The 23,864-nt window shown below is 63.6% G+C and carries 20 protein-coding genes, 1 tRNA gene and 1 pseudogene; 4 read left to right on the top strand and 18 right to left on the bottom strand.

All coding sequences use genetic code 11. The features are described from left to right. Positions 1–844: FAD/NAD(P)-binding oxidoreductase (locus CFII68_RS0126100; RefSeq protein WP_033062729.1), on the top strand; the 844-nt coding region annotated here is incomplete at its 5' end. Positions 845–1,410: 566 nt separating this feature from the next. On the opposite strand, the gene CFII68_RS09760 is transcribed toward CFII68_RS0126100, so the two are convergent. From CFII68_RS09760 to CFII68_RS28260, 5 genes and pseudogenes are all read right to left on the bottom strand, one after another. After that, positions 1,411–2,007, bottom strand: coding sequence for a YceI family protein (locus tag CFII68_RS09760; protein ID WP_018609575.1), 597 nt, complete (start codon positions 2,005–2,007; stop codon positions 1,411–1,413). A gap of 32 nt (positions 2,008–2,039) precedes the next feature. Continuing rightward, entirely contained in the window at positions 2,040–2,591 is a 552-nt protein-coding gene (locus tag CFII68_RS09765; RefSeq protein WP_018609573.1) for a cytochrome b, read from the bottom strand. A gap of 290 nt (positions 2,592–2,881) precedes the next feature. Then, positions 2,882–3,208 carry a hypothetical protein gene (locus tag CFII68_RS27735; RefSeq protein ID WP_156334945.1) on the bottom strand — a complete coding sequence of 109 codons (327 nt, stop codon included), beginning with the start codon at positions 3,206–3,208 and terminating at the stop codon, positions 2,882–2,884. Positions 3,209–3,231: 23 nt separating this feature from the next. Next, positions 3,232–3,320 (bottom strand) — tRNA-Phe (locus tag CFII68_RS27535). 20 nt (positions 3,321–3,340) lie between these two features. Beyond that, positions 3,341–4,600 (bottom strand): annotated as a pseudogene (locus CFII68_RS28260) (flavin monoamine oxidase family protein); the annotation flags it as partial. 258 nt (positions 4,601–4,858) lie between these two features. Here CFII68_RS28260 and CFII68_RS09775 point away from each other — a divergent pair. Beyond that, positions 4,859–6,265, top strand: a complete 1,407-nt coding sequence (locus CFII68_RS09775) for an adenosylmethionine--8-amino-7-oxononanoate transaminase (RefSeq protein WP_018609570.1) — start codon at positions 4,859–4,861, stop codon at positions 6,263–6,265. A 130-nt stretch (positions 6,266–6,395) separates the two neighbouring features. Beyond that, positions 6,396–7,115: a 16S rRNA (uracil(1498)-N(3))-methyltransferase gene (locus CFII68_RS09780; protein WP_018609565.1), complete on the top strand. Its 720-nt coding sequence runs from the start codon at positions 6,396–6,398 to the stop codon at positions 7,113–7,115. A gap of 169 nt (positions 7,116–7,284) precedes the next feature. Here CFII68_RS09780 and CFII68_RS09785 read toward each other — a convergent pair whose 3' ends face one another. Then, positions 7,285–7,902, bottom strand: a complete 618-nt coding sequence (locus CFII68_RS09785) for a hemolysin III family protein (RefSeq protein WP_018609564.1) — start codon at positions 7,900–7,902, stop codon at positions 7,285–7,287. Between the two features lie 302 nt (positions 7,903–8,204). Between CFII68_RS09785 and CFII68_RS09790 the strand changes: the two genes are divergently transcribed. Then, positions 8,205–9,119 (top strand): LysR substrate-binding domain-containing protein, encoded by a 915-nt coding sequence (locus CFII68_RS09790; protein WP_014340651.1) that lies wholly within the window; start codon positions 8,205–8,207, stop codon positions 9,117–9,119. 113 nt (positions 9,120–9,232) lie between these two features. On the opposite strand, the gene madM is transcribed toward CFII68_RS09790, so the two are convergent. From madM to CFII68_RS09850, 12 genes are all read right to left on the bottom strand, one after another. Further along, a complete protein-coding gene (madM, locus tag CFII68_RS09795; protein ID WP_018609562.1) occupies positions 9,233–9,997 on the bottom strand; it encodes a malonate transporter subunit MadM in 765 nt (254 codons plus the stop codon). A gap of 1 nt (position 9,998) precedes the next feature. Next, positions 9,999–10,415: a malonate transporter subunit MadL gene (madL, locus tag CFII68_RS09800; RefSeq protein ID WP_018609560.1), complete on the bottom strand. Its 417-nt coding sequence runs from the start codon at positions 10,413–10,415 to the stop codon at positions 9,999–10,001. A gap of 67 nt (positions 10,416–10,482) precedes the next feature. Continuing rightward, positions 10,483–11,403, bottom strand: a complete 921-nt coding sequence (gene mdcH / locus CFII68_RS09805; protein ID WP_018609557.1) for a malonate decarboxylase subunit epsilon — start codon at positions 11,401–11,403, stop codon at positions 10,483–10,485. After that, positions 11,400–12,020, bottom strand: coding sequence for a malonate decarboxylase holo-ACP synthase (locus CFII68_RS09810; RefSeq protein WP_018609555.1), 621 nt, complete (start codon positions 12,018–12,020; stop codon positions 11,400–11,402). Before CFII68_RS09810 ends, mdcH begins: the two co-directional genes overlap by 4 nt. Beyond that, the gene (gene mdcE, locus CFII68_RS09815) at positions 12,017–12,820 is read right to left on the bottom strand and encodes a biotin-independent malonate decarboxylase subunit gamma (RefSeq protein ID WP_018609553.1); all 804 of its coding nucleotides are present in this window, start codon (positions 12,818–12,820) and stop codon (positions 12,017–12,019) included. The genes CFII68_RS09810 and mdcE overlap by 4 nt, the downstream gene beginning before the upstream one ends. Next, on the bottom strand, positions 12,817–13,668 hold the full coding sequence (locus CFII68_RS09820) for a biotin-independent malonate decarboxylase subunit beta (protein WP_018609551.1): 852 nt from the start codon (positions 13,666–13,668) through the stop codon (positions 12,817–12,819). The genes mdcE and CFII68_RS09820 overlap by 4 nt, the downstream gene beginning before the upstream one ends. Further along, complete coding sequence (locus CFII68_RS09825; RefSeq protein ID WP_018609549.1) at positions 13,661–13,960, bottom strand: malonate decarboxylase subunit delta; 300 nt, start codon at positions 13,958–13,960, stop codon at positions 13,661–13,663. Before CFII68_RS09825 ends, CFII68_RS09820 begins: the two co-directional genes overlap by 8 nt. Then, positions 13,960–14,835: a triphosphoribosyl-dephospho-CoA synthase gene (locus CFII68_RS09830; protein ID WP_018609547.1), complete on the bottom strand. Its 876-nt coding sequence runs from the start codon at positions 14,833–14,835 to the stop codon at positions 13,960–13,962. The genes CFII68_RS09825 and CFII68_RS09830 overlap by 1 nt, the downstream gene beginning before the upstream one ends. Further along, complete coding sequence (mdcA, locus tag CFII68_RS09835) at positions 14,836–16,506, bottom strand: malonate decarboxylase subunit alpha (RefSeq protein ID WP_018609545.1); 1,671 nt, start codon at positions 16,504–16,506, stop codon at positions 14,836–14,838. Between the two features lie 451 nt (positions 16,507–16,957). After that, entirely contained in the window at positions 16,958–17,080 is a 123-nt protein-coding gene (locus tag CFII68_RS27950; RefSeq protein WP_018609543.1) for a hypothetical protein, read from the bottom strand. Positions 17,081–17,381: 301 nt separating this feature from the next. Beyond that, a complete protein-coding gene (locus CFII68_RS09845) occupies positions 17,382–17,864 on the bottom strand; it encodes a chemotaxis protein CheW (protein WP_014340662.1) in 483 nt (160 codons plus the stop codon). Continuing rightward, a complete protein-coding gene (locus CFII68_RS09850; RefSeq protein WP_018609541.1) occupies positions 17,857–23,790 on the bottom strand; it encodes an Hpt domain-containing protein in 5,934 nt (1,977 codons plus the stop codon). Before CFII68_RS09850 ends, CFII68_RS09845 begins: the two co-directional genes overlap by 8 nt. Positions 23,791–23,864 lie beyond the last annotated feature (74 nt).

Below are 23,864 nucleotides of genomic sequence, written 5' to 3'. Positions count from 1 at the left end.
GGTGCGCGGCGAACGGCTGGTCATCGCCGGCAGCGGCCCCTTGCTGCTGGCCAGCGCCGCCACGGCAAAGCATCAAGGTGCACAGGTGCTGCGCATCGCCGAGCAGGCCCGTCGCGGCGCCGTCGCCGGTTTCGCCGCACAACTGCCGCGCTGGCCGGGGAAGTTTTGCCAATCGTTCAGTCTGTTCGACCGACACTACCGCACCGACACCCACGTGGTGGAAGCGCTCGGTCGGGAACGGCTGGAGGGCGTGCGCCTGCATCAGCAAGGCAAGACGATTGAATTGGCCTGCGACCGGCTCGCCTGCGGCTTTGGGCTGATTCCCAATACCCAATTAGGCCAGGCCCTGGGTTGCGCGGTTGAAGACCAGGCGCTGGCGGTTGACGCCTGGCAAGCGACCACTCGCCATGAACATTACGCGGCAGGCGAATGCACCGGTTTTGGCGGCAGCGAACTGGCGCTGGTGGAAGGCGCCATTGCCGGCCATGCCGCCGTCGGCAATAGCGCAGCTGCCCAGCAGCTGTGGCCGCGCCGCGCACGTTGGCAGGGTTTCGCCGGGGCATTGAACAAGGCCTTCGCCCTCGATCCACGGCTCAAGACCCTGGCCTGCAGCGACACCCTGGTCTGCCGCTGCGAAGACGTACCGTACGGCGAACTGGTCGGCCACGAAAACTGGCGCGAAGCAAAACTGGCAAGCCGCTGCGGCATGGGCGCCTGCCAGGGCCGAGTGTGCGGCGCCGCCCTGGAACACCTGTTCGGCTGGACACCGCCCACACCCCGCCCACCTTTCAGCCCGGCGCGGATCGACACCTTGCTGAACCTGGAAGAAACCCCACCCACCTGAACCCAACACACATCCCACTCAGACCTGTACTCATCACAAATCCCCTGTGGGAGCTGAGCTTGCTCGCGATAGCGGTGGGTCAGTTGGTAGAGATGCTGCCTGTGCCGCCGTCATCGCGAGCAAGCTCGGCTCCCACAGGGGATTGCCATAACCCCCAGTTCTGTGAACACACCGGAAAGCTGAGCTTGCTCGCGATAGCGGTGGGTCAGTTGGTAGAGATGCTGCCTGTGCCGCCGTCATCGCGAGCAAGCTCGGCTCCCACAGGGGATTGCCATAACCCCCAGTTCTGTGAACACACCGGAATCCTGTGGGAGCGAGCCTGCTCGCGATGGCGGCCTGAGGGCCAACTTCAAATTGCTGGCCGACCACAAATTCGTGGCGAGGGAGCTTGCTCCCGCTGGGGCGCGAAGCGGCCCCAACAGCAACGACTCCATCCATCTTGACGCACCGAGGTATCAGATTTAGGGGCTGCCCGCACCCACAGTTTTTTTGTATCGCCGGAATCCGCGCAATAAAAAACGCCCCTGATCGCAAGATCAGGGGCGTTTGTTTGTCAGGGGCGAAGGTTACTTCGCTTTGACACCTTCAAACGAGATGTACAGCTCAACGGCGTCGGATTGTGGGCCCAGGTCCATCATCTTGCCGAAGTCGGAACGCTTGATGCTGGTGGTGCCCTCGAAGCCTGCACGGTAGCCGCCCCATGGATCCTTGCCTTCGCCCAGGAACGTGGCCTTGACCACGATTGGCTTGGTCACGCCGTGCAGCGTCAGGTCACCCGTCACGTCTGCAGTGTCTTTGCCATCAGCGTTCTTGCCGGTGGACTTGACGCTGGTGGACACGAACTTGGCGTCGGCGAACTTGCCTACGTCCAGGAAGTCCTTGCTGGCGATGTGCTTGTCGCGCTCGGCGTGGTTGGTGAACACGCTGGCGGTGTTGACGTTGAACTCGATCTTGCTGGCTTCAGGCTTGGCGGCGTCGAAGCTGAACTTGCCGTCGATGTCCTTGAAGGTACCGGTAATGTAGCTATAGCCCAGGTGACTGATCTTGAAGTCGACGAAGGCGTGCTGGCCTTCCTTGTCGACCACGTAGTCGGCGGCCATGGCCTGGCCAGCGGACAGCAGGGCAGAACCGATTGCCAGGGCGGCGAGCGTCTTTTTCAACATGCTTTCTATTCCTTTGGAGTCGAGGTTGAACATCAGGCTTGGCGCCCCAGCATTCGCTTGAGGGTCGCGTCACGGTCGATAAAGTGGTGTTTCAATGCTGCCAACGCATGAAGGCCGGAGAAAATGACCAACGCCCACGCCAGGTAGAGGTGAATCTGGCCGGCGACGTCTGCCTGATCGGGCAGTCCGGACACCAGCGCGGGTACTTCAAACAGGCCAAACACCGGGATCCCGACACCGTCTGCGGTGGAAATCAGGTAACCGGCAATCATCACGGCGAACAACCCGAGATACAGTGCGCTATGGCCGAGCTTGGCGCCGACGCGGGTCAGGCGACCATAGGTTTGCAGGGTCGGTGGCGGCGGGCTGACAACGCGCCAGATCACCCGCAGCAACATGACCGCCAGCAGCACCAGGCCAATGCTCTTGTGCAGGTCCGGTGCGTCTTTTCGCCAGGTGCTGTAGTAATCCAGGCCAACCATCCACAGGCCCAGGGCAAACAGCCCGTACACCGCCAGCGCAACGCCCCAGTGCACAGCGATACTGACCCAGCCATAGCGAGAAGAAGAGTTGCGTAGCTGCATTGCTCATTTCCTGTAAAAACTGCGATCAAGACTAGCGAGTTATCTATCGATTTAAAGCGGAAAATTTCGCTTTGAAATATCGAGAAATACGATCATCAGTCTGGAGGGGGTGGGTTAAGGAAAGATTAAAGCCAATACGATGCGTGATAACAGGACGGACCTTATCGCGAGCAAGCTCGCTCCCACACTGGCCGAGCGCAATCCCTGTGGGAGCGAGCTTGCTCGCGATAGCGGTTCTACAGGCAAAAAAAAGCGCGGCTGACACGCCGCGCTTTTTCTGTCACCGAGCCTTACTGAGCCTTGGTCTCAGTCGCCGCCGGCGTTGTCGCTGCCGGCTTGGCCGCCGGTTTCTTCGCCGGAGTGGCTTTCTTCACTGGCGCTTTTTTAGCCGGAGCCTTGGCGGCTGGTTTTTTCGCCGCTGGTTTGGCCGCTGCTTTCTTGGCTGGCTCAACCTTTGCCGGGGCCGGTGCAGGTGGTTCCACCGGTGCCGGCGCAGGAGCGGGTGCAGGTGCTGGAGCAGGCGCTACCGGTTCCGGTGCCTTGACCGGCTCTGGCTTCTTGTCATCGTCCGAGCCACCAAACAGGTTGCTGAAGAAGTTGCCCTTCTTCGCCGCCACTGCACCAGCCGCCGCCGTTGCAGCAGGCGCGACCTTAGGAGGTTCGAACGACTTGCCCGCCGCCAGGTCTTCAACCTGACTGGCCGCGCGCTGACCACTGCGCAACGCGCCTTCCAGGGTACCCGGATACAGGGTGTCGGTGTGTTCACCGGCAAAGGCTACGCGTTGCAATGGCTTTTCCCACAGGCGCCAGTACTTGCTGATCTGGCCCGGGCCAAAGGCCAGGTACGCGCCGCCCATGGACGGGTCGGTGCTGTAGCGGCGGATTTCATAGCCGGTGAACGCGCCACGGGCCTGTGGATAAAACGCGTGCAGACGGATCAGTACCTGATCGACCATCTGCTTGTCGCCGAAAGCCTGCATCACCCGGGCGTTGTCGCCGGACAGGTTGATGACCACGTTGGCCCCGCCCTTCAAGGCCGGTTCGATCCACATCATGCCCAGGCCGGCGTTGCTGTAGATCTCGCCCGACATGCGCGCCTTGCTGTCCCAGACAGGGGTCTTGAACTTGAGCATGATCTGGTCGCGCCAGCCGTAATTGGTGCTCTTGATCGCGCCTTGATGCTGGGCGTCCAGGGCCGGGGTCAACTGGATCTTGTTCAGCGCCCGCAACGGCACCGCCAGCACCACGTAATCCGCCTGGTAGCCAACGGCGCCAACTTTGACGGTTACACCGTCCTTGTCTTGGGAGATAGCCGACACGGGCGAACTGGTCTTGATGGTTTTCAGTTGCTTAACGAACGCCTGGGCCAGTACCGGACTGCCGCCGAGCAGGCGCGAGGCCCGCCGGTCGCGGTCGGAGACGCCGCGATAGACGCGATTCTGCTGGGCAAAATACAGCAGCGACAGGCGCGAAGGTTCGTCATACCGGGTGCGAATCTCCTGGTTCACCAACTGCCGCGCCGTGGCCGGCAGTTGCAGGCGGTCGAGCCAGTTGGACACGGTGATCTGGTCCAGCGCATGCAGCGTGCTGGTCGCCGCCGGGTTCAGCGGGTCTTCGATGGAGCGCGCCAGGTCGTCCAGGGTGGTTTCGTAGCGCTTGAGGGCTTCGGCGGTGGCCGGCTGTTTGCTCGCCAGGTCCGCGGCGGTGAAGTAGATGCCGTCGATCAGGTAGCTGGGGGTGCGCACGAACTCCGGGGCCGGCGTGGTGCTCAGCTTGAAGGTGGAGACGTACTTGTTCAGCACTGGCTGCGTCTTCTCGTTGCCGATCCACTCGCTGGTGGCCATGCCCGAACGACCGCCCAGGCTCGGTTTGGCTTCCAGCAGCGTCACGGCCCAGCCTTTGTTCTGCAATTCATAGGCCGCCGTGAGCCCCGCCAGGCCGCCGCCGATGACGATGGCCGTCGGTTGTTTGTCCTTGGCCAGCGCCGAAACGCTGAACAGCCCTATCATCACCAGCGCACAGGCGCGCAGCCAACCAGCAGACATTCAACGAACTCCGGATTAAACGTAGAAAATTTCAGCTTTCGAGCCAGCCGGCTCAGGGAACGGCGAAGAATACGTCAGCCATCAAAACGCCGCCAGCGACGTCTATCGCCTCGTTCAAAGTAGTGGGAATGACACAATGGGTTGTCCGCCGGGCCGCCATTGCATAGGCTTGCGCGATTGTTTTGCCCGCGCACGCCGCGAGCCGCCTCGAGGAGACTGTACATGGGCCTGAATAACCAGTGGATGCAACGCGACCTTGCGGTGCTATGGCACCCCTGCACCCAGATGAAAGACCACGAACAGCTGCCGCTGATCCCCATCAAGCGCGGTGAAGGCGTGTGGCTGGAAGATTTCGAAGGCAAGCGCTATCTCGATGCCGTCAGCTCCTGGTGGGTCAACGTATTCGGCCACGCCAACCCGCGCATCAACCAGCGCATCAAGGACCAGGTCGATCAGTTGGAGCATGTGATCCTCGCCGGTTTCAGCCACCAGCCGGTGATCGAGCTGTCCGAGCGCCTGGTGAAGATGACGCCCGAAGGCCTGACCCGGTGCTTCTACTCCGATAACGGCTCGTCCTGCATCGAAGTGGCGATGAAGATGAGCTTCCACTACTGGATCAATCGCGGCCGGCCGGACAAAAAACGCTTCGTCACCCTGAGCAACAGTTACCACGGCGAAACCATCGCGGCGATGTCGGTGGGCGATGTGCCGTTGTTCACTGAAACCTACAAGGCGTTGCTGCTGGACACCATCAAGGTGCCGAGCCCCGACTGCTACCACCGCCCTGAAGGCATGGGTTGGGAAGAACATTCGCGCAACATGTTCGCGGCCATGGAGCAGACCCTGGCCGAGCACCACGACACGGTGGCGGCAGTGATCGTCGAACCGTTGATCCAGGGCGCCGGCGGCATGCGCATGTACCACCCGGTGTACCTGAAGTTGCTGCGCGAGGCCTGCGACCGCTACGGCGTACACCTGATCCAGGACGAAATCGCCGTTGGCTTCGGCCGTACCGGGACGATGTTCGCCTGTGAGCAGGCCGGCATCACGCCGGATTTCCTCTGCCTGTCCAAGGCGCTGACCGGCGGTTACCTGCCGCTGGCCACGTGCGTGACCACCGATGAGGTCTACAGCGCGTTCTACGACGACTACCCGACCCTGCGCGCCTTCCTGCATTCCCACAGCTACACCGGCAACCCGCTGGCCTGTGCGGCGGCCCTGGCAACGCTGGATATCTTCGAAGAAGACAACGTCATCGAGAACAACAAGGCCCTGGCCCAACGCATGGCGAGCGCCACCGCGCACCTGGCCGACCACCCGAACGTGGCCGAAGTGCGCCAGACCGGCATGGTGCTGGCCATCGAGATGGTCAAGGACAAGGCCAGCAAAACCGCTTATCCGTGGCAGGAACGGCGTGGCCTGAGTGTGTTCCAGCATGCCTTGGAGCGAGGTGCCTTGCTGCGTCCGCTGGGCAGCGTGGTGTATTTCCTGCCGCCGTATGTCATCACCCCGGAGCAGATCGATTTCCTCGCCGAAGTGGCCAGCGAAGGCATCGACATTGCCACCCGGGACAAGGTCAGCGTGGCGGTGCCGAAGGACTTCCACCCGGGTTATCGCGATCCGGGCTGAGCCTGGGCCACCGCCATCGCGGGCAAGCCTTGCTCCCACAGAGAAATGCGAACCCACTGTGGGAGCAAGGCTTGCCCGCGATGAGGCCGCGAGCTTCAACCACGATCATTTTTTCTTGCAGAGACTCCACATGAGACTGTCCCGCTTCTTCATCGACGCGCCCCTGAGCCTCGGCGACCACGAACTGCCTGAAGCCCAGGCCCATTACATCGGCCGTGTGCTGCGCATGGCCGAAGGCGATGCCGTGCAGGTGTTCGACGGCTCGGGCCAGGAGTTTCGCGGCACCCTGGCCGAGGTCGGCAAGAAACGCGTGCGGGTGCAATTGGACGAGCAGTTCGCCGGGCAAGCTGAATCGCCGCTGCGCATCCACCTCGGCCAGGGCCTGTCCCGGGGCGAGCGCATGGATTGGGCGATCCAGAAAGCCACGGAGCTGGGCGTCAGTGAGATCACGCCGATTTTCAGCGAACGCTGCGAAGTACGCCTCAAGGACGAGCGCGCCGACAAGCGCCTGCTGCACTGGCGCCAGGTGGCAATCAGCGCCTGCGAGCAGTGCGGGCGCTCAAGCGTGCCGGTGATCCACCCACCGCTGCTGCTGGCTGACTGGCTGAAACAGACCGAGGCCGAGCTGAAGCTGGTGCTGCATCCAGTGGCCGAGCCGCTGGTCAGCCATGACAAACCGTCGACGTTGGCGTTCCTGATTGGTCCCGAAGGCGGGTTGTCGGATGCCGAGGTCGAACAGGCCAAGTCCGCCGGCTACCACGCCGCCCGCCTTGGCCCCCGCGTGCTGCGCACCGAAACCGCGCCGGTTGTGGCACTGGCGGTGGCGCAGCAGCTATGGGGGGATTTCTAATCCCCTGCGGCCACTGAAGATCAATTGTGGGAGCGGCGGTGCGGCGATCCGACTTGCTCGCGAAAGCGGTGTATCAGTCAATATTGTGCTGGCTGACACACCGCTTTCGCGAGCAAGCCCGCTCCCACAGTAGATCAGTGGTGTTCAGAACTCGGTGCGGGGTCATGGATTAGAGCACGTAGAACAGAATCGCCACGAAGTGCAGCAAACTGCCGGCGATGACAAACAGGTGCCAGATGCCATGGGCGTGGCGCAGCCGGTGGTCGAGGGCGAAAAAGATAATGCCCACGGTGTACAACACGCCGCCCGAGGCCAGCCAGGCAAACCCGGCGCTGCCCAGGGCCGCCAGCAGCGGCTTGACCGCCACCAGCACGATCCAGCCCATCACCGCGTAGATCACAATCGACAGGATCCGCGCTTCGGAGCGCGGCTTGATCTCCTGCAGTATCCCGATCAGCGCCAGCCCCCAGACGATCCCGAACAACGTCCAGCCCCACGGCCCGCGCAGGGTCACCAGGCAGAACGGGGTATAACTGCCGGCGATCAACAGGTAGATCGAAAAATGATCGACCTTCTGCATGATTGCTTTTTTGCGCCCGCGCACGCTGTGGTAAACCGTCGACGCGCTGTACAGCACCAGCAGGGTGAACCCGTAGATCGCCACGCTGACGATCTTCCACGGATCGCCCGCCATCCCGGCAATCACCAGCAACCACACCGCCCCGATAAAAGCCGCCACCGCCCCGACCAAGTGCGTCCAGGCGTTGAGTCGTTCCCCGTGATACATCCAGTCCCACCTCACATTCCAGAACAGACGCCAAGGCTCAGGCCTGGCGCTTTAAAGTGCAATGTTTTGCTTTTAAACCTGGAGACATACCTTGTGGCGAGGGGATTTAGCGAAACGTCGCACCGCCCCGCTGGGCTGCGAAGCAGCCCCAATGCAGCTAAGTGCGATCAGCCTGACACGACGAGATGACAGGATTTGGGGCCGCTTCGCTGCCCAGCGGGGCGGTGCGACGTTTCGCTAAATCCCCTCGCCACAAAGGCTTCTTGGGGCACAATCGGGCGATACGAATAAGAGCCCGCCCCATGCTGATCGACGAAGAATTGACCCTGAAGAAACTCGAGGTGTTCCTGGCCTTCATGCGCACCGGCAACCTGGCGCGGGCGGCGGCCGAGTTGCAGACCAGCAACGTCAGTGTGCACCGGGCCATTCACTCGCTGGAAAGCGCCCTGCGCTGCCCGTTGTTCAAGCACGAAGGCCGCAACCTCACGCCGCTGGAAAGTGCCTATGTGCTGGAAGAGCGGGCGCAGAAGCTGATCCAGGACGTGGTCGAAAGCGTACGCCTGACCCGCGAAGCCGCCGGCTTCTCCGCCGAACGCTTCAAGCTCGGCTCGTTGTATTCGTTGACGGTCAAAACCGTGCCGCAACTGATCATGGGCCTGAAAATCCGTCGCAGCGAGCTCAATATCGACCTGATCCTGGGCTCGAACATCGACCTGCTGTACAAGCTCAAAAACATGGAAGTGGACGCGATCCTGATCTCCCTGGACGACAGCGTGAACGACCCGGACTGCGAGCATATCGAGCTGTTCTCCGACGACATCTTCCTCGCCACGCCGGCCGACTCACCCTTTGCCCAACGCAGCGAGGTCGATCTGGCCGAGGTGCGCGACGAGACGTTCATCACCCTGACCCAGGGTTTTGCCACGCACCAGGACGGCATCCGGGTGTTCAAGCAGGCGGGGTTCGAGCCGAAGGTGGCGATGCAGGTCAACGACATCTTCACCCTGCTGAGCATGGTCAGCTCCGGGGTGGGTTATGCCTTGCTGCCGGGCAGGATCGCGGCGGTGTATGAGAACCGGGTGAAACTGATCCCGTTGCAGGAAAGGTATCGGCTACAACAGCGCATTGGCGTGGTGTTCCTGAAAGCCAAGGAGCGTGATCCGAACCTGCTGGCGCTGTTGGCTGAGTGTCGGATGTATGCCAATCGCCAGGCATAGGACGTTGTGGCGAGGGAGCTTGCTCCCGCTGGGTGGCGCAGCCGCCCCAGAATTTTGTGAGCGCTGCGCACTCAAGCGGGAGCAAGCTCCCTCGCCACAAAAGCAGTTGCCGATTAGCCGACAATCCCACGCACAATGAAGTACAACAACGAAGGCCCCAGCAGGCACCCCAACCCGGTGTGGAACGTCGCCGTCAACGCGCCATACGGCACCAGCCGCCGATCCGTCGCGGCCAGGCCGGCTGTCACGCCACTCACGGTTCCGGCCAGGCCGCCGAAGACCATGGCCGAGCGCGGGTTATCCAGGCCCATCCAGCGCGCCGCCATGGGGGTACCGACCATCACGATGATCGCCTTGATCAAGCCGGTGGCTATCGACAACGCCATTACATCGGACGTGGCGCCAATCGCAGCCCCGGTCACAGGCCCGACGATATAAGTCACCGCACCCGCGCCGATGGTGGTCATGCTCACCGCGTCGCGATAGCCGAACACCCAGGCAATACTCGCGCCGACGATGAAGGGCAAAATTGTGCCCAGCAGTAGCGCAATGACGCCAATCATCCCGGCCTTTTTCGCTTCGGTAGCCTGCACTTCGAAGGCCGTGGCAACGATGGCGAAATCCCGCAGCATAGCCCCGCCCATCAAGCCGATACCGGAGAACAGGGACAGGTCCGCCAGGCCTTTTTGCCCGCCGGTCATGGTGCCGCCCACCCAGGCCAATACCAGGCCGATGACAATGGCAATCGCCGAACCGTGGATCCGTCCATAGGTCAGGCGCTTGGACAGTATCACCGACACCCACATGATCACGCCCACGAACGCGAACGCCGTGATCAGACCGTTATGTTCCAGGCCTTTCTCGATGAGATCCCACATATCAGCGGCCTCCTGCTGGCGTGCCCAGCGGGGTCAGTTCCGCCGGCTCATCAGGCAAGGGTTCGCCTTTTTGGGTCCGGCTGATCAGCGCGATGGTGCAGCCGCAGAGCACCACCGAACCGATGGCCGCCAACACCGCCACCGGGCCGCCGTGCAGGGCCGTGACCACGTTCTGTTGCGCCGCCATCGCCACCACCACCGGAATGTACATGGCACCCCAGAAGGCCACGCCCATCTCGCAATCCTTGGTCATGCCGCCGCGTTTCTGCGTCCACAACCGTGCGCAGATCAGCAGGATCATCGCAATGCCGACCCCGCCCACATTGGATTTGACGCCCAGCAACACGCCGAGCATGTCGCCCAGGATCACCCCTGTCAGCGTACAGATCGCCAACAGCGCCACACCGTAAATAATCATTGTCGTATTCCTCAAAGTGCATCGTCGAAGTTGTTGTTTTTGTGCTTCGCCAGCTTGAGTCGGTGGTTTAGGGTTGGCGGTTTCCCTCCTCACGCAACAGCGCCTGCAAGGTGTCGAGCCGGGCGCCGTCGAAAGCCATGACAGTGCCCTGCTCGAATACCCGGCGCGCCAGGGCGGTCAGCACCGCACCGGGCGGCAGTTCGATCTGTAGTCGCACGCCGCGCTCGTAGGCGCTTTGCACGGTGCCGCGCCAATCCACCACGCGGCACATGTTGAACGCCAGGTCGTCGCGCAAGGCCTCGGTATTGATCAGCGGTCGCGCACGGCTACCGCTGAGATAACCCAAGGCCGGTGCTTTCAACGACACATCGGCAAATGCCTGGGCCAGTGTCCGGGCCGGTGTTTCCAGCAACGGGCAATGAGACGGCACGCTTACCGCCAGCCGACAGGCCTTCCCGGCACCCAGGCTTCGCGCTAGTTTGGCAACGTTGCTCATCGCCTCGTCACTGCCGGCGATGACCACCTGGTTATCCGCGTTGATGTTGGCCAGGTAGACCGGTGTGCGGTCGCCGTGCACTTGCGCCAGCAACGCTTCCACTGCCGCGAGCTCCAAGCCGATGATCGCGGTCATGCCGTAGCCATGCGGATACGCGCGCTGCATCAATTCGCCCCGCAGGCTGACCAACCGTAAAGCATCCTCGAACCCCAGCGCCCCAGCCACCACCGCCGCGGGATAAGCACCGATGGACAGCCCCGCCACGTAGTCCGGGGCAGGTGCCTGCTCCAACAATCGCCGCGACGCTGCCACACCGGCGATCAACAGGCACAGTTGTACCGCGCGGGTCGATTGCAGCGCCTCGGCATTGTCCAACTGCAAGACGTCCTCACCAAGCACGTCACCCGCCTCGTCGAGGATTTGTGGCGCCAGGCCATGGAGCATGCCCACGCGCTGCGCACCCTGGCCGGGAAAGACGAAGAGGCTGCTCACGCGACTTGCTCCAATGAAGGCTGCCAAGGATCGCTCACCAGCCGTGCCTGAACATCATCCTTGAGCAAGACTCGACGCGACGCCCCCGCCCACTCGCGCAAGGCCACGGCGCCGCAGGGTGTTTGCAACTGCATATCCACGGCGCAGGCCGAAGCATCCAGTTGCGCCAGCAATTCCCTTGCGTGGAGACGATCGAGAAAGTGTGGCACCCGCAGAATCAAATCCAGGTCGCTGCGTTCATGCAGCGCCTCGATACCCGTGGCGAGCTCAAAGCCGGCGCTGCCGCTGACGCCCCAGGCCCAGCCACTGGCATCGAGCAGCGGACGCAGGCGGGACAGCGCTTGCAGGGCTGGCAAGTCGCGGGTCGACGGGACGTGACAAAGGTCTTCCGGCCTGACGCGACGGGAAATCGCCATAACCGCCATCGACGTTGCATAACGTTGCTCGCGCAAGCGTCCACGCACTCCGACCGCGATGTGATCGGGTGCCGTCAGCGAGCGCCGAACCACCACCGGTTGACCGGCGTTGATCGCGTCGGCCACCCACACCGGCGCATCCGCCGGCAACTGTTGTGGGGTCAGCCCCCACAGCAGGTCATGGGCCAGATACGTACTCACCACTGCTCTCTCAGCAGTTGGCGAACCCGGCTCGACGCGATGCGGTTGAACGCCCCCAGACGACTGCTCAGATCACGCGGCCCCGCCGCTACAGCTTCAATCGCCTGGAGCAGACACTCATTCACCCGCGCCAGATCCTCCGCCAACGGCTGTTCAACCTGTTCCACTGACAAGGTTTCCCACAGCAGACCCAGGCTGGCAAAGCTGTCGATGTCATAGGCCATCGGTGGCACGCTGGCGGCCAACGCCTCAAGCTCCTCGACGCTGCGCAAGGTCACCCGCGCCGCCGAGGCCTTGCCCATGGCGTGAACCATCACGCCCGGGTCGCGTAGGGCAATCAGCCGGTTGGCCTGGTAGCCGTGGGCCAGGAACGCCCCCGACATGGCCTTGCCCACCAGCAAACCGATCACCGGATGCCCGGCCAGTCGCGCACGGGCATAGCTGTCCGCCGCACCGGCCAAGGCCTGATGAATGCCCAGGGCTTCTTCGCGCCGGCCGTAGGCCTGGCTCGGTACATCGACAATGGCGATCAGCGCACGCTTGTTGACTGCATCCCGGTCGGCGTCGATGGCGTCGTCCACCGCTTTAGCCAGGCCCCAGCCTTCCAGCAATCCGACTTCGCCGTTGCGCGCCCGCGGGAAACGGTTGTCGGGATCGGCCACCACCGCCAGCAGGCGCACGGTTTGCTCGCCCAGCCTGGTGTCAGCGACTTTCAACGAAGCCGGCAGGCCTTCCAGCGGTTTGGCGTCGCCAGCCAAGGCTTCGAACCAGCGCAAGCCTCTCAATGAATAGGCACTCATGAGCGTTCTCCCTGATACAGCTGGCGAACCGTGGCCGGTTCGATTTGCACGTCAGTGTCCAAGCGGGCCAGGCGCTGCAGGAACAGCTCGGCCTGGCCGCTGCGGTGTTGCGCGGGAACGCCCAGGTGCAACAACTGGCCGACCTGTTGGCGGATCTGCGTCACATCGTCGGCCACATAACGGTCCACCAATCCCGTGGCGAACCGCTGTTCACCGCCGGTCAGGCTCCAGATGAACGGCCGGTCGCGGGAGTCGTATTCGTCGATCCCGGCCTCCTGTTCGATCACTTGTGGGCCGTTCAGGCCCAGCCGCGCTTCCTGGGTCACCAGCAGATAACTGCACAGCCCGGCGGCGATGGACATGCCACCAAAACAGCCGACGCTGCCGGCCACCACACCGACCACCGGTTGGTATTGGCGCAGGTCGACAATCGCCGAATGAATCTCGGCGATCGCCGCGAGCCCGAGGTTGGCCTCCTGCAACCGCACGCCACCGGTTTCCAGCAGCAGCACGGCGCGGGTCGGGATGCCCTTGCGGTTGTCCTCGGCGGCCAGTTCCAACGCACCGGCAATCTTCGCCCCGCCGACTTCGCCGAGGCTACCGCCCTGGAACGCGCCTTCGATGGCGGCGATCACCACGGGCAGGCCATCGAGCGTGCCCTTGGCGATCACCACGCCGTCGTCGCTTTGCGGCACCACGCCCTGGCGCAACAGCCACGGCGACATGATCCGCTGGAACGGGTCGAGCAGTTCACGGAAAGTGCCCTCATCGAGCAAGGCCTTGGCCCGCTGCCGGGCGCCGAGTTCGACGAAGCTGTGCTTGTTGAGCAACGCTGCACTGTCAGTCATGGCCGATCTCCTCGAAGCCTTGCTCCAGGCGCAAACGCACCACGCCGGGGGTGGCGCCGAAATCGTGGATGTCGATAGACAAGGCCGGCGGTGTCTGGCCGTCGAACAGGCGGGCGAACAGGTGCTGCCAGCGTTGTTCACTGCCGTTGACCGAGGTCTGCACCTGGATGGTCAACTTGCCCGCCAGACCGGGTTCGATCAGCACTTCCAGGTCGCCCGAGCCGACACAGCCCACCAGCGCCCGGCCCCGTGGCGGCTGCCCGGCGGGGAATTCAAAGGATAAGGTTTCCATCAGCACACTCCAGGGAAGAGGCCATCGCCGCGTTCGATTCGATCGAGGAACAGGCAGGCGGCGAGCAGGTCGGCAGCGCCGCCGGGCGAGGCGTTCAAGGCAATCAGTTGTTGATCCAGCGCGTGCAAGTGGCGGCGACCGCCCAGGCTCGCACTGCCACCGGCATCGAGCACCGCCTTGGCGCCCTGTTGCATGGCCTGCAAACCCGGCTCGCCGGCGCGATAGAGCACGCAGGTATCGGCCAGGGTGGTCATGATCGCCAGCAAGGCATCAAGCCGAGCGTTCTGCTCTCCCGCGCCAGCCGCGCGACTGCGCTTGAGCTGCGGCAGGCCGAGGCCGGTCACCGCCGGGAACGCCAGTTGCGCTTCTTCCCGGGCACCGCGCACACCGTAGCGCTGGGCGACCTGGGCGCCGTGGCTCAAGGGTTGGGGCGCATAACGGTCGTTGAGCAAGGCCAGGCGGGCAGCACGTAAAGTCACGGCACCAGCGACGCTGGATTCAGGTTCCAGCGCTGCCGCAGCAACCAACAGGCCCAAGGCCCAGATCGCCCCGCGATGGGTATTCACCCCACCGGTGGTGGCGAGCATCGAGGCTTCCCCCTCACGGCCGATGCGCCCGAGGGCTTCGCGTAGCGGCAAGCCGATCTCGCCACAGTCGAGGGCGGCTTCGGCCATTTCCTTGAACGCCGGCCACAGCGACAGTGCCGAAGCATGCATCAGGCCCAGGTGCAGATCGGTGTGGGCGCCATTGCCACGACGGTCCACCAAGGCCGGTTTAGGCGACAGGTCGGCTTCGTCGATCAGCGCATCCACCGCCATATCCGCCAGGCGCTCGGCCAAGGACAGTTTTTTCGGTTGCAGGTTGAAGGCGTGCATTTACCAGCTCCTGAACTTGGCGGGCGGGTTGTAGAGGCCACCGGACCACTCCACCAGATCGGCCACGCTCTTGGCCGCGAGCAACTCGCGGGTGGCGTCGGTGCGACGGATCCCGAGGTCTTCGGGCAAGGCGATCAGCCCTTCGCGGCGCATGCGCGCGGTGTCTTTCGGGTCATGGCGCAGGCCAATGGCAGTGACGCCGGCCACGGCGGCGATCATCGCCTGGCGTTCTTCCAGGGAGCGGGCCTTGTACAGGTAGGCGATGCCCTCTTCGGTCAACAGGTGGGTGACGTCGTCGCCGTAGATCATGATCGGCGCCAGGGGCATGCCGGCTTTCTTCGCCACGTCCACCGCGTCGAGGGTGTCGACGAAGGTCGGTTTGCCGCCCTCCTGGAACGTCTCGACCATTTGCACCACCAGCTTCTTGCCGCGTTCGAGCAACGGCGCCTCGCCATCGCCGTGGCGCATGTCGAGCCAGGCCGACGTGCCGTGACGACGACCGCGGGGGTCGTGGCCCATGTTCGGCGCCCCACCGAAGCCGGCCAAGCGGCCACGGGTCACAGTGGAGGAATGACCGTCGCCGTCCACTTGCAGGGTGGCGCCGATGAACAGGTCCACCGCGTACTGCCCGGCCAGTTGGCAGACCATGCGGTTGGAACGCAGCGAGCCGTCGTGGCCGGTGAAGAACACGTCCGGCCGGGCGGCGATGTAGTTTTCCATGCCCAGCTCGGTGCCAAAGCAATGCACGCTCTCGACCCAGCCGCTTTCGATGGCCGGGATCAAGGTGGGGTGCGGATTGAGCGTCCAGTTGCGGCAGATCTTGCCCTTCAGGCCGAGGGATTCGCCGTAGGTCGGCAAGATCAACTCAATCGCAGCGGTGTTGAAACCGATGCCGTGATTGAGGGACTGGACGTTGTGTTTTTCGTAAATCCCGCGAATCGCCATCATCGCCATCAGCACATGCACAGGCTTGATGTGGCGCGGGTCGCGGGTGAACAGCGGTTCGATGTAGAACGGCTTGTCGGCCACCACCACGAAATCGACCCAGGACGCCGGAATATCGACGCGCGGCAGGTCGCTGACGTCATCCACCAACTGGTTGACCTGGACAATGACGATGCCGTCACTGAAGGCCGCCGGCTCGATCAGCGCCGGTGTGTCTTCGGTGCTGGGGCCGGTGTAGATATTGCCGGCGCGGTCGGCCATGAAACCGGCCGAGAGCACCACATTGGGGATCAGGTCCACCACCAACCGGGCATAGAGTTCGATGTAGGTGTGGATCGCGCCGATTTCCAGCAGGCCGTCTTCGAGCAACTGGCTGATGCGCAGGCTCTGGGTGCCGGCGAAGGAGAAGTCGAGCTTGCGGGCGATGCCGCGTTCGAACAGGTCCAGGTGCTCGGACCGCCCGACGCTGGGCATGATCATGTGCAAATCGTGCAGCTTCGAAGGGTCGACTTTCGCCAGGGAGCGGGAAAGGAAGTCCGCCTGCTTCTGGTTATTGCCCTCAAGCACCACACGGTCGCCGGGCAGGATCAACGCCTCCAGCGCAGCAACGATCTTGTCGGTGGGCAGCACCACACCGTCGGCAAGCCCCTTCACCAGCCCGAGACGCCGCTGCTTTTCGCTGCGCCGCCGCGTCCAGCGCGAGTCGGGGGATATTGTTGTTGTCATGACCACTCCACGGGTTCGCTGTCGTGGGGGTCACCTTAGGAGTGTTGTGGCGCGGGCATCAATCAAGCTCGACGGCGGATCGTTACGGTTGGAGTAATGGTTGAACGCCATCCTTTGTGGGAGCGAGCTTGCTCGCGATAGTGGTGGGTCAGCCAAAGGAGATGTCGAATGTGCTGCCGCCATCGCGAGCAAGCTCGCTCCCACACAGGTCGTTTATAAGATCAGTGCCCACCGCTAATCCTGTGGGAGCCAAGCTTGCTCGCGATAGCGATGGGTCAGATTGCAAATGCAGAATGTGCCGCCTTCGCGAGCAAGCCCGCACACAATAGGATTGGGGTACACCTGCCAATAGCAGGTCGGCTGTCAGGCCGCCTCGCGAGCAAGCTTTGCTCCCACAGGTTCTGCTCACACAAGTCTGGTTGGGGTACAGCTGCATGAGCCAGGTCGGCTGTCAGGCCGCCTCGTTTTTGATCTTGATCTTGATCTGGGGCGCCCCGTTAACCACGCTGGCCGAACGCAGGCATTGCGCAGTGGGCATCCCGGCATGGATGCCGGGATAGCCGCGCTGGGCCATGGATGGCCCTTCGCGGCGGGCCCACGGAGCAATGCCTTCGTTCGGGCATGCCGAGCCTAAGCGAGGTGCCGAGTGGTGGGGCAAAGCCTTTTTGGTTACTTTTTTGGCGTCTGAAAAAAGTGACCCGCCGTAAGGGCGGAACCCTAAGCCGCCGTTACCGCAGCAATGGATATGTACCCGTTCAACAAAATCCTGGCCCGCTGTCAGGCAGCCATCGCGAGCAAGCTCCCTCCCACAGTTTGATCGAAGTACAACCGGGAGAAACAGCTCGGCTCGCTCCCACATCGGAACTTCGTATGCCTCAGGTGTTGTAGGGTTGAATCAGGCCCGCAGCCATCACCAACTCCTCCAGCGCCAACAGATCCGGCACTTTCGCCACGTGCTCCCCAACTTGCACTGCAGCCTGCTCCAACCCGCACAGCGGCACGTCGACGTAGCTCAATTGGCTGTCGAGCTTGTAGGAGCGCGGGATACCTTGCACCAGCAGGGCAATGAAACGCAGCTCCGGCCGCCCGCCGAGGGCGTTGAGCACGACGATGCGCACGCGCTCGCCAATCACGGTCTTCTGGCCGCAGGCCGACTCGAAGCTCAGCAATGGGATTTGCCGTTCGCGCCAGCTCACCCAGCCCAGGAACCACGGCGGGGTGTCCATATCGAATACGCTGCTCTGGTAGTCGATCAGTTCGGCCACGGCCACGTTGGGTAACACCAGGTGCCGGTCGGCCAATGGCAACAGCAGGCCGGTGAGCGGGCTGGTGCGCGAGTGAAGATGCAGGTCATGCATGGGTTTTGCTCCAGTACGCGATGCTGTCGAGCAGCACCGATTCCTGGTACGGCTTGCCCAGGTAGTCATTGACGCCGATGGCCATGGCGCGGTCGCGGTGTTTCTGGCCGGTGCGGGAAGTGATCATGATGATCGGCAAATGCGCCAGGCGCGGGTCGTTGCGCACTTGGGTGGCCACTTCGAAGCCGTCCATGCGCGGCATCTCGATGTCCAGCAGCATCAGGTCAGGCGCATGTTCGGCCAGCAGCGCCATGGCGTCCACGCCATCCTTGGCGGTCAGGACGTGCATGCCATGGCGCTCCAACAAGCGGCTGGTAACCTTGCGCACCGTCACCGAGTCGTCCACCACCAGCACCAGCAACGGCCGTTGCGGTTCGCCCTCGCCTTCAGCCGGCACCTGGCGCCGCGGGACCTGATGGGGCAAGGCGCGGATCGGCGCCAGCAGGTCGAGAATCAACACCACCCGGCCGTCCCCCAGGATCGTCGCCCCGGACAGGCCCTGTACCGCCGAGAACTGTGGGCCGAGGCTCTTGACCACGATCTCCCGGGTCCCGACGGTAGCGTCCACCTGCACCGCGACATGCCGCTCGTTGCACTGCACCAGCAGCACCGGCAAGGGTTGGCTCTGGCCCAGCAGTTTCGGCCGGGCGCCGGTTTTCAATAGCTCACCGAGGTAGCACAACTCGTAACGCTGCCCGGCGTAGGTGTAGGTCGGCGGATCGAGCTGGTAATAGCCGTCCAGTTCGGCGGGCAACACCCGGACAATGCTCTCGATGGTGTTCAGCGGGATCGCATACTGGTCTTCATGACAGTGCACCATCAACGCCCGGTTCACCGCCACGGTAAACGGCAGGCGAATGCGGAAATGCACGCCCTGCCCCGGCGTGGAATCGATGACCATGCTGCCGCCCAATTGCCGCACCTCTTCGTGGACCACGTCCATGCCGACGCCGCGCCCGGAGATCTGGGTGATTTTCTCGGCCGTGGAAAAGCCTGGTTGCAAGATGAACTGCAGCACGTCGCGGTCGCTGATGTCGGTGTCCGGCGCCAGCAAGCCACGCTTGATCGCCTTGTTCCGCACCGCCTCCAGCGGCACACCAGCGCCGTCGTCACGGATGTCGAAAATGATGTCGCCGCCTTCCCGGGACAGGTCGAGGCTGATACGTCCTCGTGCCGGCTTGCCGGCGGCAATGCGTACGTCGGCCGGCTCCAGGCCGTGATCGACGGCATTGCGCAGCATATGTTCAAGAGGTGCAGCCATGCGCTCCAGGACGTTACGGTCCATTTCGCCGTCGGCATTGCCGACCAGGAATTCCACGTCCTTGCCCAGTTCCTGCGCCACTTGCCGGACGATGCGCTTGAGCCGGGGCAGCATGCGCTCGAACGGCACCATGCGCGTACGCATCAGGCCTTCCTGGAGCTCGGTGTTGATCCGCCCCTGCTGTTGCAGCAGGACCTCGGCATCGTGATTGCTGCGATCAAGGGTTTCCTTGAGCTCGAGCAAGTCCGAGGCGGACTCGAACAGTGCCCGGGACAACTGCTGCAACTGGGAATGGCGGTCCATCTCCAGCGGGTCGAACTCTTCATAGCCCAGGCGCTCGGCCTCGACCTGTTGCCGGCTGAGAATCCGCCCCTGGGTTTCGGTATCCAGGCGTCGCAACTGATCGCGCATGCGCTCAATGGTGGTTTCCATTTCGCCCAGGGCCACGTGCGCGTCGTTGACCTGCTGTTCGATGCGCCCACGGAAGATCGACGTTTCGCCCGCCAGGTTCACCAGGTCGTCGAGCAATTCGGCGGAGACCTTGACCATGTCCGCACCGTCGCCCGGTGCGCTGGGGTCCGGTCTTGCAGGCGCCGCGGGCGGGCTGACGATGGGAGTGGGCACCGGTTCCGGCGCCGATTCAGCCTGCGGCGCAGCGTTCTCCTGGGGATGATTCACCGCCTGGATCTGTGCGATCAGTCGGTCGGCCAGCGGGCACGGGTGGCCGGCGCGCACGGCGTCGAGCATCTGCGCCAGTCGGTCATGGCTGCTTTGCAATAAGGTGAACAGCGCCGGGGTCGGCTGGAGCAGACCAGCCGACAGGCCTTCATAGAGGTTTTCCAGCTCGTGGGCCAGGTCGCCGATGGGGACGATTTCCACCATGCGCGCACCGCCCTTGAGGGTGTGCAAATCCCGTAGCAAGGTTTCCACGGCCTGGCGATTCGACGGTTCTTCCTGCCAGCGCAGCAGCGCCGCGCCCGAGCTGTCGAGGATGTCGAAGCCTTCCTCAAGGAAGATTTCCAGCAACTCGGGATCATGGCCGGCGCCGTCGGCCTGGGCCGCTGCGCTCGTCTCGATGGCGTTCGGCTTGTCCTGGCGGAACCTTCGAATGGCGTCGATCAGCGCAACCGGATCGCCCAACGGCTGGCCCTGTTGCAACTGCCCAAGCAACAGGTCGAGGCGTTCATGGCTGCTGGTGAGCAGTTGTGCCAGTTCCTCGCTGTAGCTGTAGCGCCGGTCTACCAACCCTTCGTAAAGGTTTTCCAATTCCTGGGCCAGGTCGCTCACCGGCCGGATGTCGGCCATTCGCGCACCGCCCTTGAGGGTGTGCAAGTCACGTTGCAGCGAGGACAGCGGCGCACCGTTGTCCGGATCGGCCAACCAGCGTTGCAAGGCCTGGGCGGCGCTTTCAAGGATGTCCTGGGCTTCTTCGAGGAAAATCGCCGCGAGGTCATCTTCCATCGAGGTATCAACGGGCGCGTCACGCTCCATTTGCGCCGTCGCGTGGCCCAGTTCGCGGATGCTCAGGGTGCGGCTGCCGTCGCTGCGGATCAGACCGGTGGCCGACGGATCGAGGCTCTCCTGGAGCAGGCGGCGCAAGGCTTGTACCCGTTCGGGCTGCGGATGCACATGCTGCCCGGCCGCCAGCTCATCGAGCATGTCGATCAGCGCTTCATGGGCGCGCTGGGCCTCCTGGAAAAATTCATCGCTGACCGCCAGGCTGCTTTCCTCTACCGCACCGTAGAGGTCGAGCAAGGCTTCGCAGAGTTCGTCCACCGGGTGCAAGTCGGCCAGGTGCGCGCCTTCGCCCAGGGTGGTCAGCTCATCGAGCAGCGCACTCAGTTCCTGGCCTTCGCCGGGGTGCTGCTGCCAGCGCTGCAAGAGGCTTTCGGCGTCCAGCAGGATGTCCATGCCCTGGGCGAGGAAGTTGTTGATCAGTTGCGGGTCGCGCTTGGTCCGCAGCGCTTTGTCCGGCGCACTGTTGGCGGCGTGCAGGCGCTCGGCCAGCAGGGCCTGGGCGCGCAGGATCAGATCCTCAGCCCCGGGGATCGCTGCCAGCGGCTCGCTGTGCAACTGGCGCAAGCCACGGCGCAGCAGCCCTTCGGCTTCCAGCAGCAATTCGACCTCATCCAGGTCGAGGGCAATCAGATGCGCCCGGTATTCCCGGGCCAGCTCATCCATCGCCCCGGCCAGCTCGGCGATCGGCAGCACGCCGGCCATCGACGCGCTGCCCTTGAGCGTATGCAAGGCCCGCTGCAATTCATCACTGGCCTGCAACGGCAGGTGGTCGGCCGACTGATCGAGAAAACGATTGAGGCTGGCGAGGTGACCCTGGGCTTCGTTGTCGAAGATCTTCAACAGCAGCGGATCGAGAGCGGCCACGTCCTGTTCGTCTTCATCGTCCTCGTCGCCGCCCTTGGCCAGGACATGGGCGCGGGCGGCCAAGCGGTCGACGTCGTCGCGCTGGCGCTGGTGATTGGCCGCGAATTCGGCCACCAGGGCCGGCAACAACTGCACCGTGTCTTCGATCAACTGGCGGACCGAGGCCTGCGGCTCGACGCTGCGCTCCAGCACCCGGTTGAGCAAGTTTTCCACGGCCCAGGCCAGTTCACCCAGCACCAGCGCCCGGACCATCCGGCCACTGCCCTTGAGGGTGTGGAAGGCCCGGCGCAGTTCGCTCAGGGCGCCGTGATCGTCAGGATGCGCACTCCAGCGCGGCAGGTATTCACGCAGGACGTCCAGCACCTCGCCGGTTTCCTCGAGGAAGACTTCGCGTAACTCGTCGTCCACCGGACTTTCATCCACCGGTGGCGGCAACAGGCTGCCCGGGGTGCTCCTGGCCGGCGGATTGACCGCCGAGATCGGGCTGGCCAGCACCTCGGCCAAGGATTGCACCGTCTGCGGGTCGTCCAGTTCCTGCAAGTCCTGCATGACCTGGGCTTCGTTGGGGCTCAACACATCGTCAAGCACCGGCACCCGCGCTTCGTCAGGGAAATAACCGAGCGCAGCCAGGCTCCGCTCGACCCCATCGAGCAACGGCTCGCCAGGGGTTTGCGGGTCCTCGCTCAAGCGCTCCAGGTAGTATTCGAGGCCGGTGATCACGTCGGCCAAGTGGTCGAGTTCTTCCCAACCCGGCTGGGCCTGGTCCAGCAGCAGATGCTCGCGGATGAAACCGTTGCAGGCCTCCACCAGGCTGGCGGCACGGCTCAGGGGAATCATCGCCAGCGCGCCGCGCACTTGGGTCAGCAGCGCGGGCAAGGGCTGCAGTTGTTCGCTGTTCCAGTCCGCGTCGATGTAGTCGACGATCATGTCCTTGGCCTGTTGCAGGCAGGTGTGGGCTTCCTTGATGACGATCTGGTGGATCTGGGTCAGGTCGGTGGTGGGCAGGTGGGTGTCTTCGCGGCTCTCGGGCTCGACGGTGCCGACCATGCCGGCCAGGGTCGCCTCGACGTAGAGCAAGGCCCCGGCGACGTCCATGAGGGTCGCGTCATCCGGCTCGCGCTGGCCCTGGGCGAGGCTCAGGACCACCGCCAGTTGATCGATGATGACCTTGCGCGGCTGGCCGAAACCGAGCACCGCCAGGGTGTCAGCGATCTGCCGCAGCGGCGCCAGCAGGCTGTCCAGTTCCGAGGCGTGCTGGCGATCGCTGCGCACGAACAGGTCCAGGCGCTCCTTGACCCGTACCAGTTCCTCGCACAGCGCGGCGAGCACCGAGCGCATGGCATCGCGGTCGGGCCCGGCCAGGCGCGCGCGTTCTTCGTCGACCATGGCGCTGTCGGGCAGCGCGTCGTCCAGTGAGTAGCGTTCTTTCATGATCTGCATCTGCCCGCTGGGATGTTCGGCCTTGGCAATATAGAACAACAAACTCTTGAGCAGGTGGGGCGGTGCCGGCTGATTGATGCCAGGCATGCCTTGCTCCAGCAGGCGCTTGAGTTCCTTGTCGGCTTCCTTGAACAGGCTGCGCAGCGCCGGGCTGTTGGTGATACGCCCGTCACGCATGCCTTCGACCAGCGCCGAGGCCACCTGCCATAACGCATTGAGCGGCGCCCCAGTACACAAGGTTTCCAGGCGATGGAAGACCTTGGCCAGGTAACCGAGGTGGGTCGCGTCATCCTGTTCGCGCAGCAGGCCCACCAGGGCCATTTGCAGGGTCTGGCGCAATTTGCGCAAGGTGTTTGGCAGGTCAGCGGGTTCGAGGCGCTGCAAATCCTGGTCGCTGAGCGGCGCAATATCGGGCAACTCGGGGCTGAACAGGCTGGTTTCCGACAACAGGCCCTCGCCCCGGGCACTGCGCAGATCGTTGATCAGGGGCAGCACCACCAGCGGCAGGTCGCGACGGGCACCTTGTACGCGGTCCAGGTAGATCGGCAACTGCCCCAGGGCCTGGCTCAACAGGCTGATGGCTTCGTCGCGATGGGTGACGCGGTTGTCCTGCAGGGCGGCGCACAGCTGCTCCATCTCCTCGGCCAGCAACGCCGCACCGTAGAATTCGACCATCTGCAGGCCGCCGTGGACCTGGTGAATACAGGCCAGGCATTGCCCGAGGGCATCCGACGCCTGCGGATCGTCCACCAGGCGGTTGAGGGCCAGATGAGCCTGCTTCAGCGTTTCGGCAATCTCGCCCTTGACCCATTCCAGGGCCACGTAGTCGTGCCGATCACCCATAACCACTCCAATCAGGAGAACACAACACGCCTGCGGGGAAGGGATTTACCTGTGGGAGCAAAGCTTGCTCGCGA

The organism is Pseudomonas sp. CFII68, assembly GCF_000416195.1.
Lineage (GTDB): Bacteria > Pseudomonadota > Gammaproteobacteria > Pseudomonadales > Pseudomonadaceae > Aquipseudomonas > Aquipseudomonas kilonensis.
Note: the sequence above shows the minus strand (reverse complement) of the source record. Positions and strands in the feature narration are given on the sequence as shown.

What these genes read in the sequence shown, in the direction of transcription:
- CFII68_RS09790 (WP_014340651.1), top strand. Translation starts at nt 8,205, where the DNA reads ATGCTGATCGACGAAGAATTGACCCTGAAGAAACTCGAGGTGTTCCTG.
- CFII68_RS09845 (WP_014340662.1), bottom strand. Translation starts at nt 17,864, where the DNA reads ATGCATGACCTGCATCTTCACTCGCGCACCAGCCCGCTCACCGGCCTG.
- CFII68_RS09830 (WP_018609547.1), bottom strand. Translation starts at nt 14,835, where the DNA reads ATGCACGCCTTCAACCTGCAACCGAAAAAACTGTCCTTGGCCGAGCGC.
- CFII68_RS27950 (WP_018609543.1), bottom strand. Translation starts at nt 17,080, where the DNA reads ATGGCCCAGCGCGGCTATCCCGGCATCCATGCCGGGATGCCCACTGCG.
- CFII68_RS09825 (WP_018609549.1), bottom strand. Translation starts at nt 13,960, where the DNA reads ATGGAAACCTTATCCTTTGAATTCCCCGCCGGGCAGCCGCCACGGGGC.
- CFII68_RS09850 (WP_018609541.1), bottom strand. Translation starts at nt 23,790, where the DNA reads ATGGGTGATCGGCACGACTACGTGGCCCTGGAATGGGTCAAGGGCGAG.
- CFII68_RS09785 (WP_018609564.1), bottom strand. Translation starts at nt 7,902, where the DNA reads ATGTATCACGGGGAACGACTCAACGCCTGGACGCACTTGGTCGGGGCG.
- CFII68_RS09780 (WP_018609565.1), top strand. Translation starts at nt 6,396, where the DNA reads ATGAGACTGTCCCGCTTCTTCATCGACGCGCCCCTGAGCCTCGGCGAC.
- mdcA (WP_018609545.1), bottom strand. Translation starts at nt 16,506, where the DNA reads ATGACAACAACAATATCCCCCGACTCGCGCTGGACGCGGCGGCGCAGC.
- madM (WP_018609562.1), bottom strand. Translation starts at nt 9,997, where the DNA reads ATGTGGGATCTCATCGAGAAAGGCCTGGAACATAACGGTCTGATCACG.
- CFII68_RS09820 (WP_018609551.1), bottom strand. Translation starts at nt 13,668, where the DNA reads ATGACTGACAGTGCAGCGTTGCTCAACAAGCACAGCTTCGTCGAACTC.
- mdcE (WP_018609553.1), bottom strand. Translation starts at nt 12,820, where the DNA reads ATGAGTGCCTATTCATTGAGAGGCTTGCGCTGGTTCGAAGCCTTGGCT.
- CFII68_RS09775 (WP_018609570.1), top strand. Translation starts at nt 4,859, where the DNA reads ATGGGCCTGAATAACCAGTGGATGCAACGCGACCTTGCGGTGCTATGG.
- madL (WP_018609560.1), bottom strand. Translation starts at nt 10,415, where the DNA reads ATGATTATTTACGGTGTGGCGCTGTTGGCGATCTGTACGCTGACAGGG.
- CFII68_RS09760 (WP_018609575.1), bottom strand. Translation starts at nt 2,007, where the DNA reads ATGTTGAAAAAGACGCTCGCCGCCCTGGCAATCGGTTCTGCCCTGCTG.
- CFII68_RS09765 (WP_018609573.1), bottom strand. Translation starts at nt 2,591, where the DNA reads ATGCAGCTACGCAACTCTTCTTCTCGCTATGGCTGGGTCAGTATCGCT.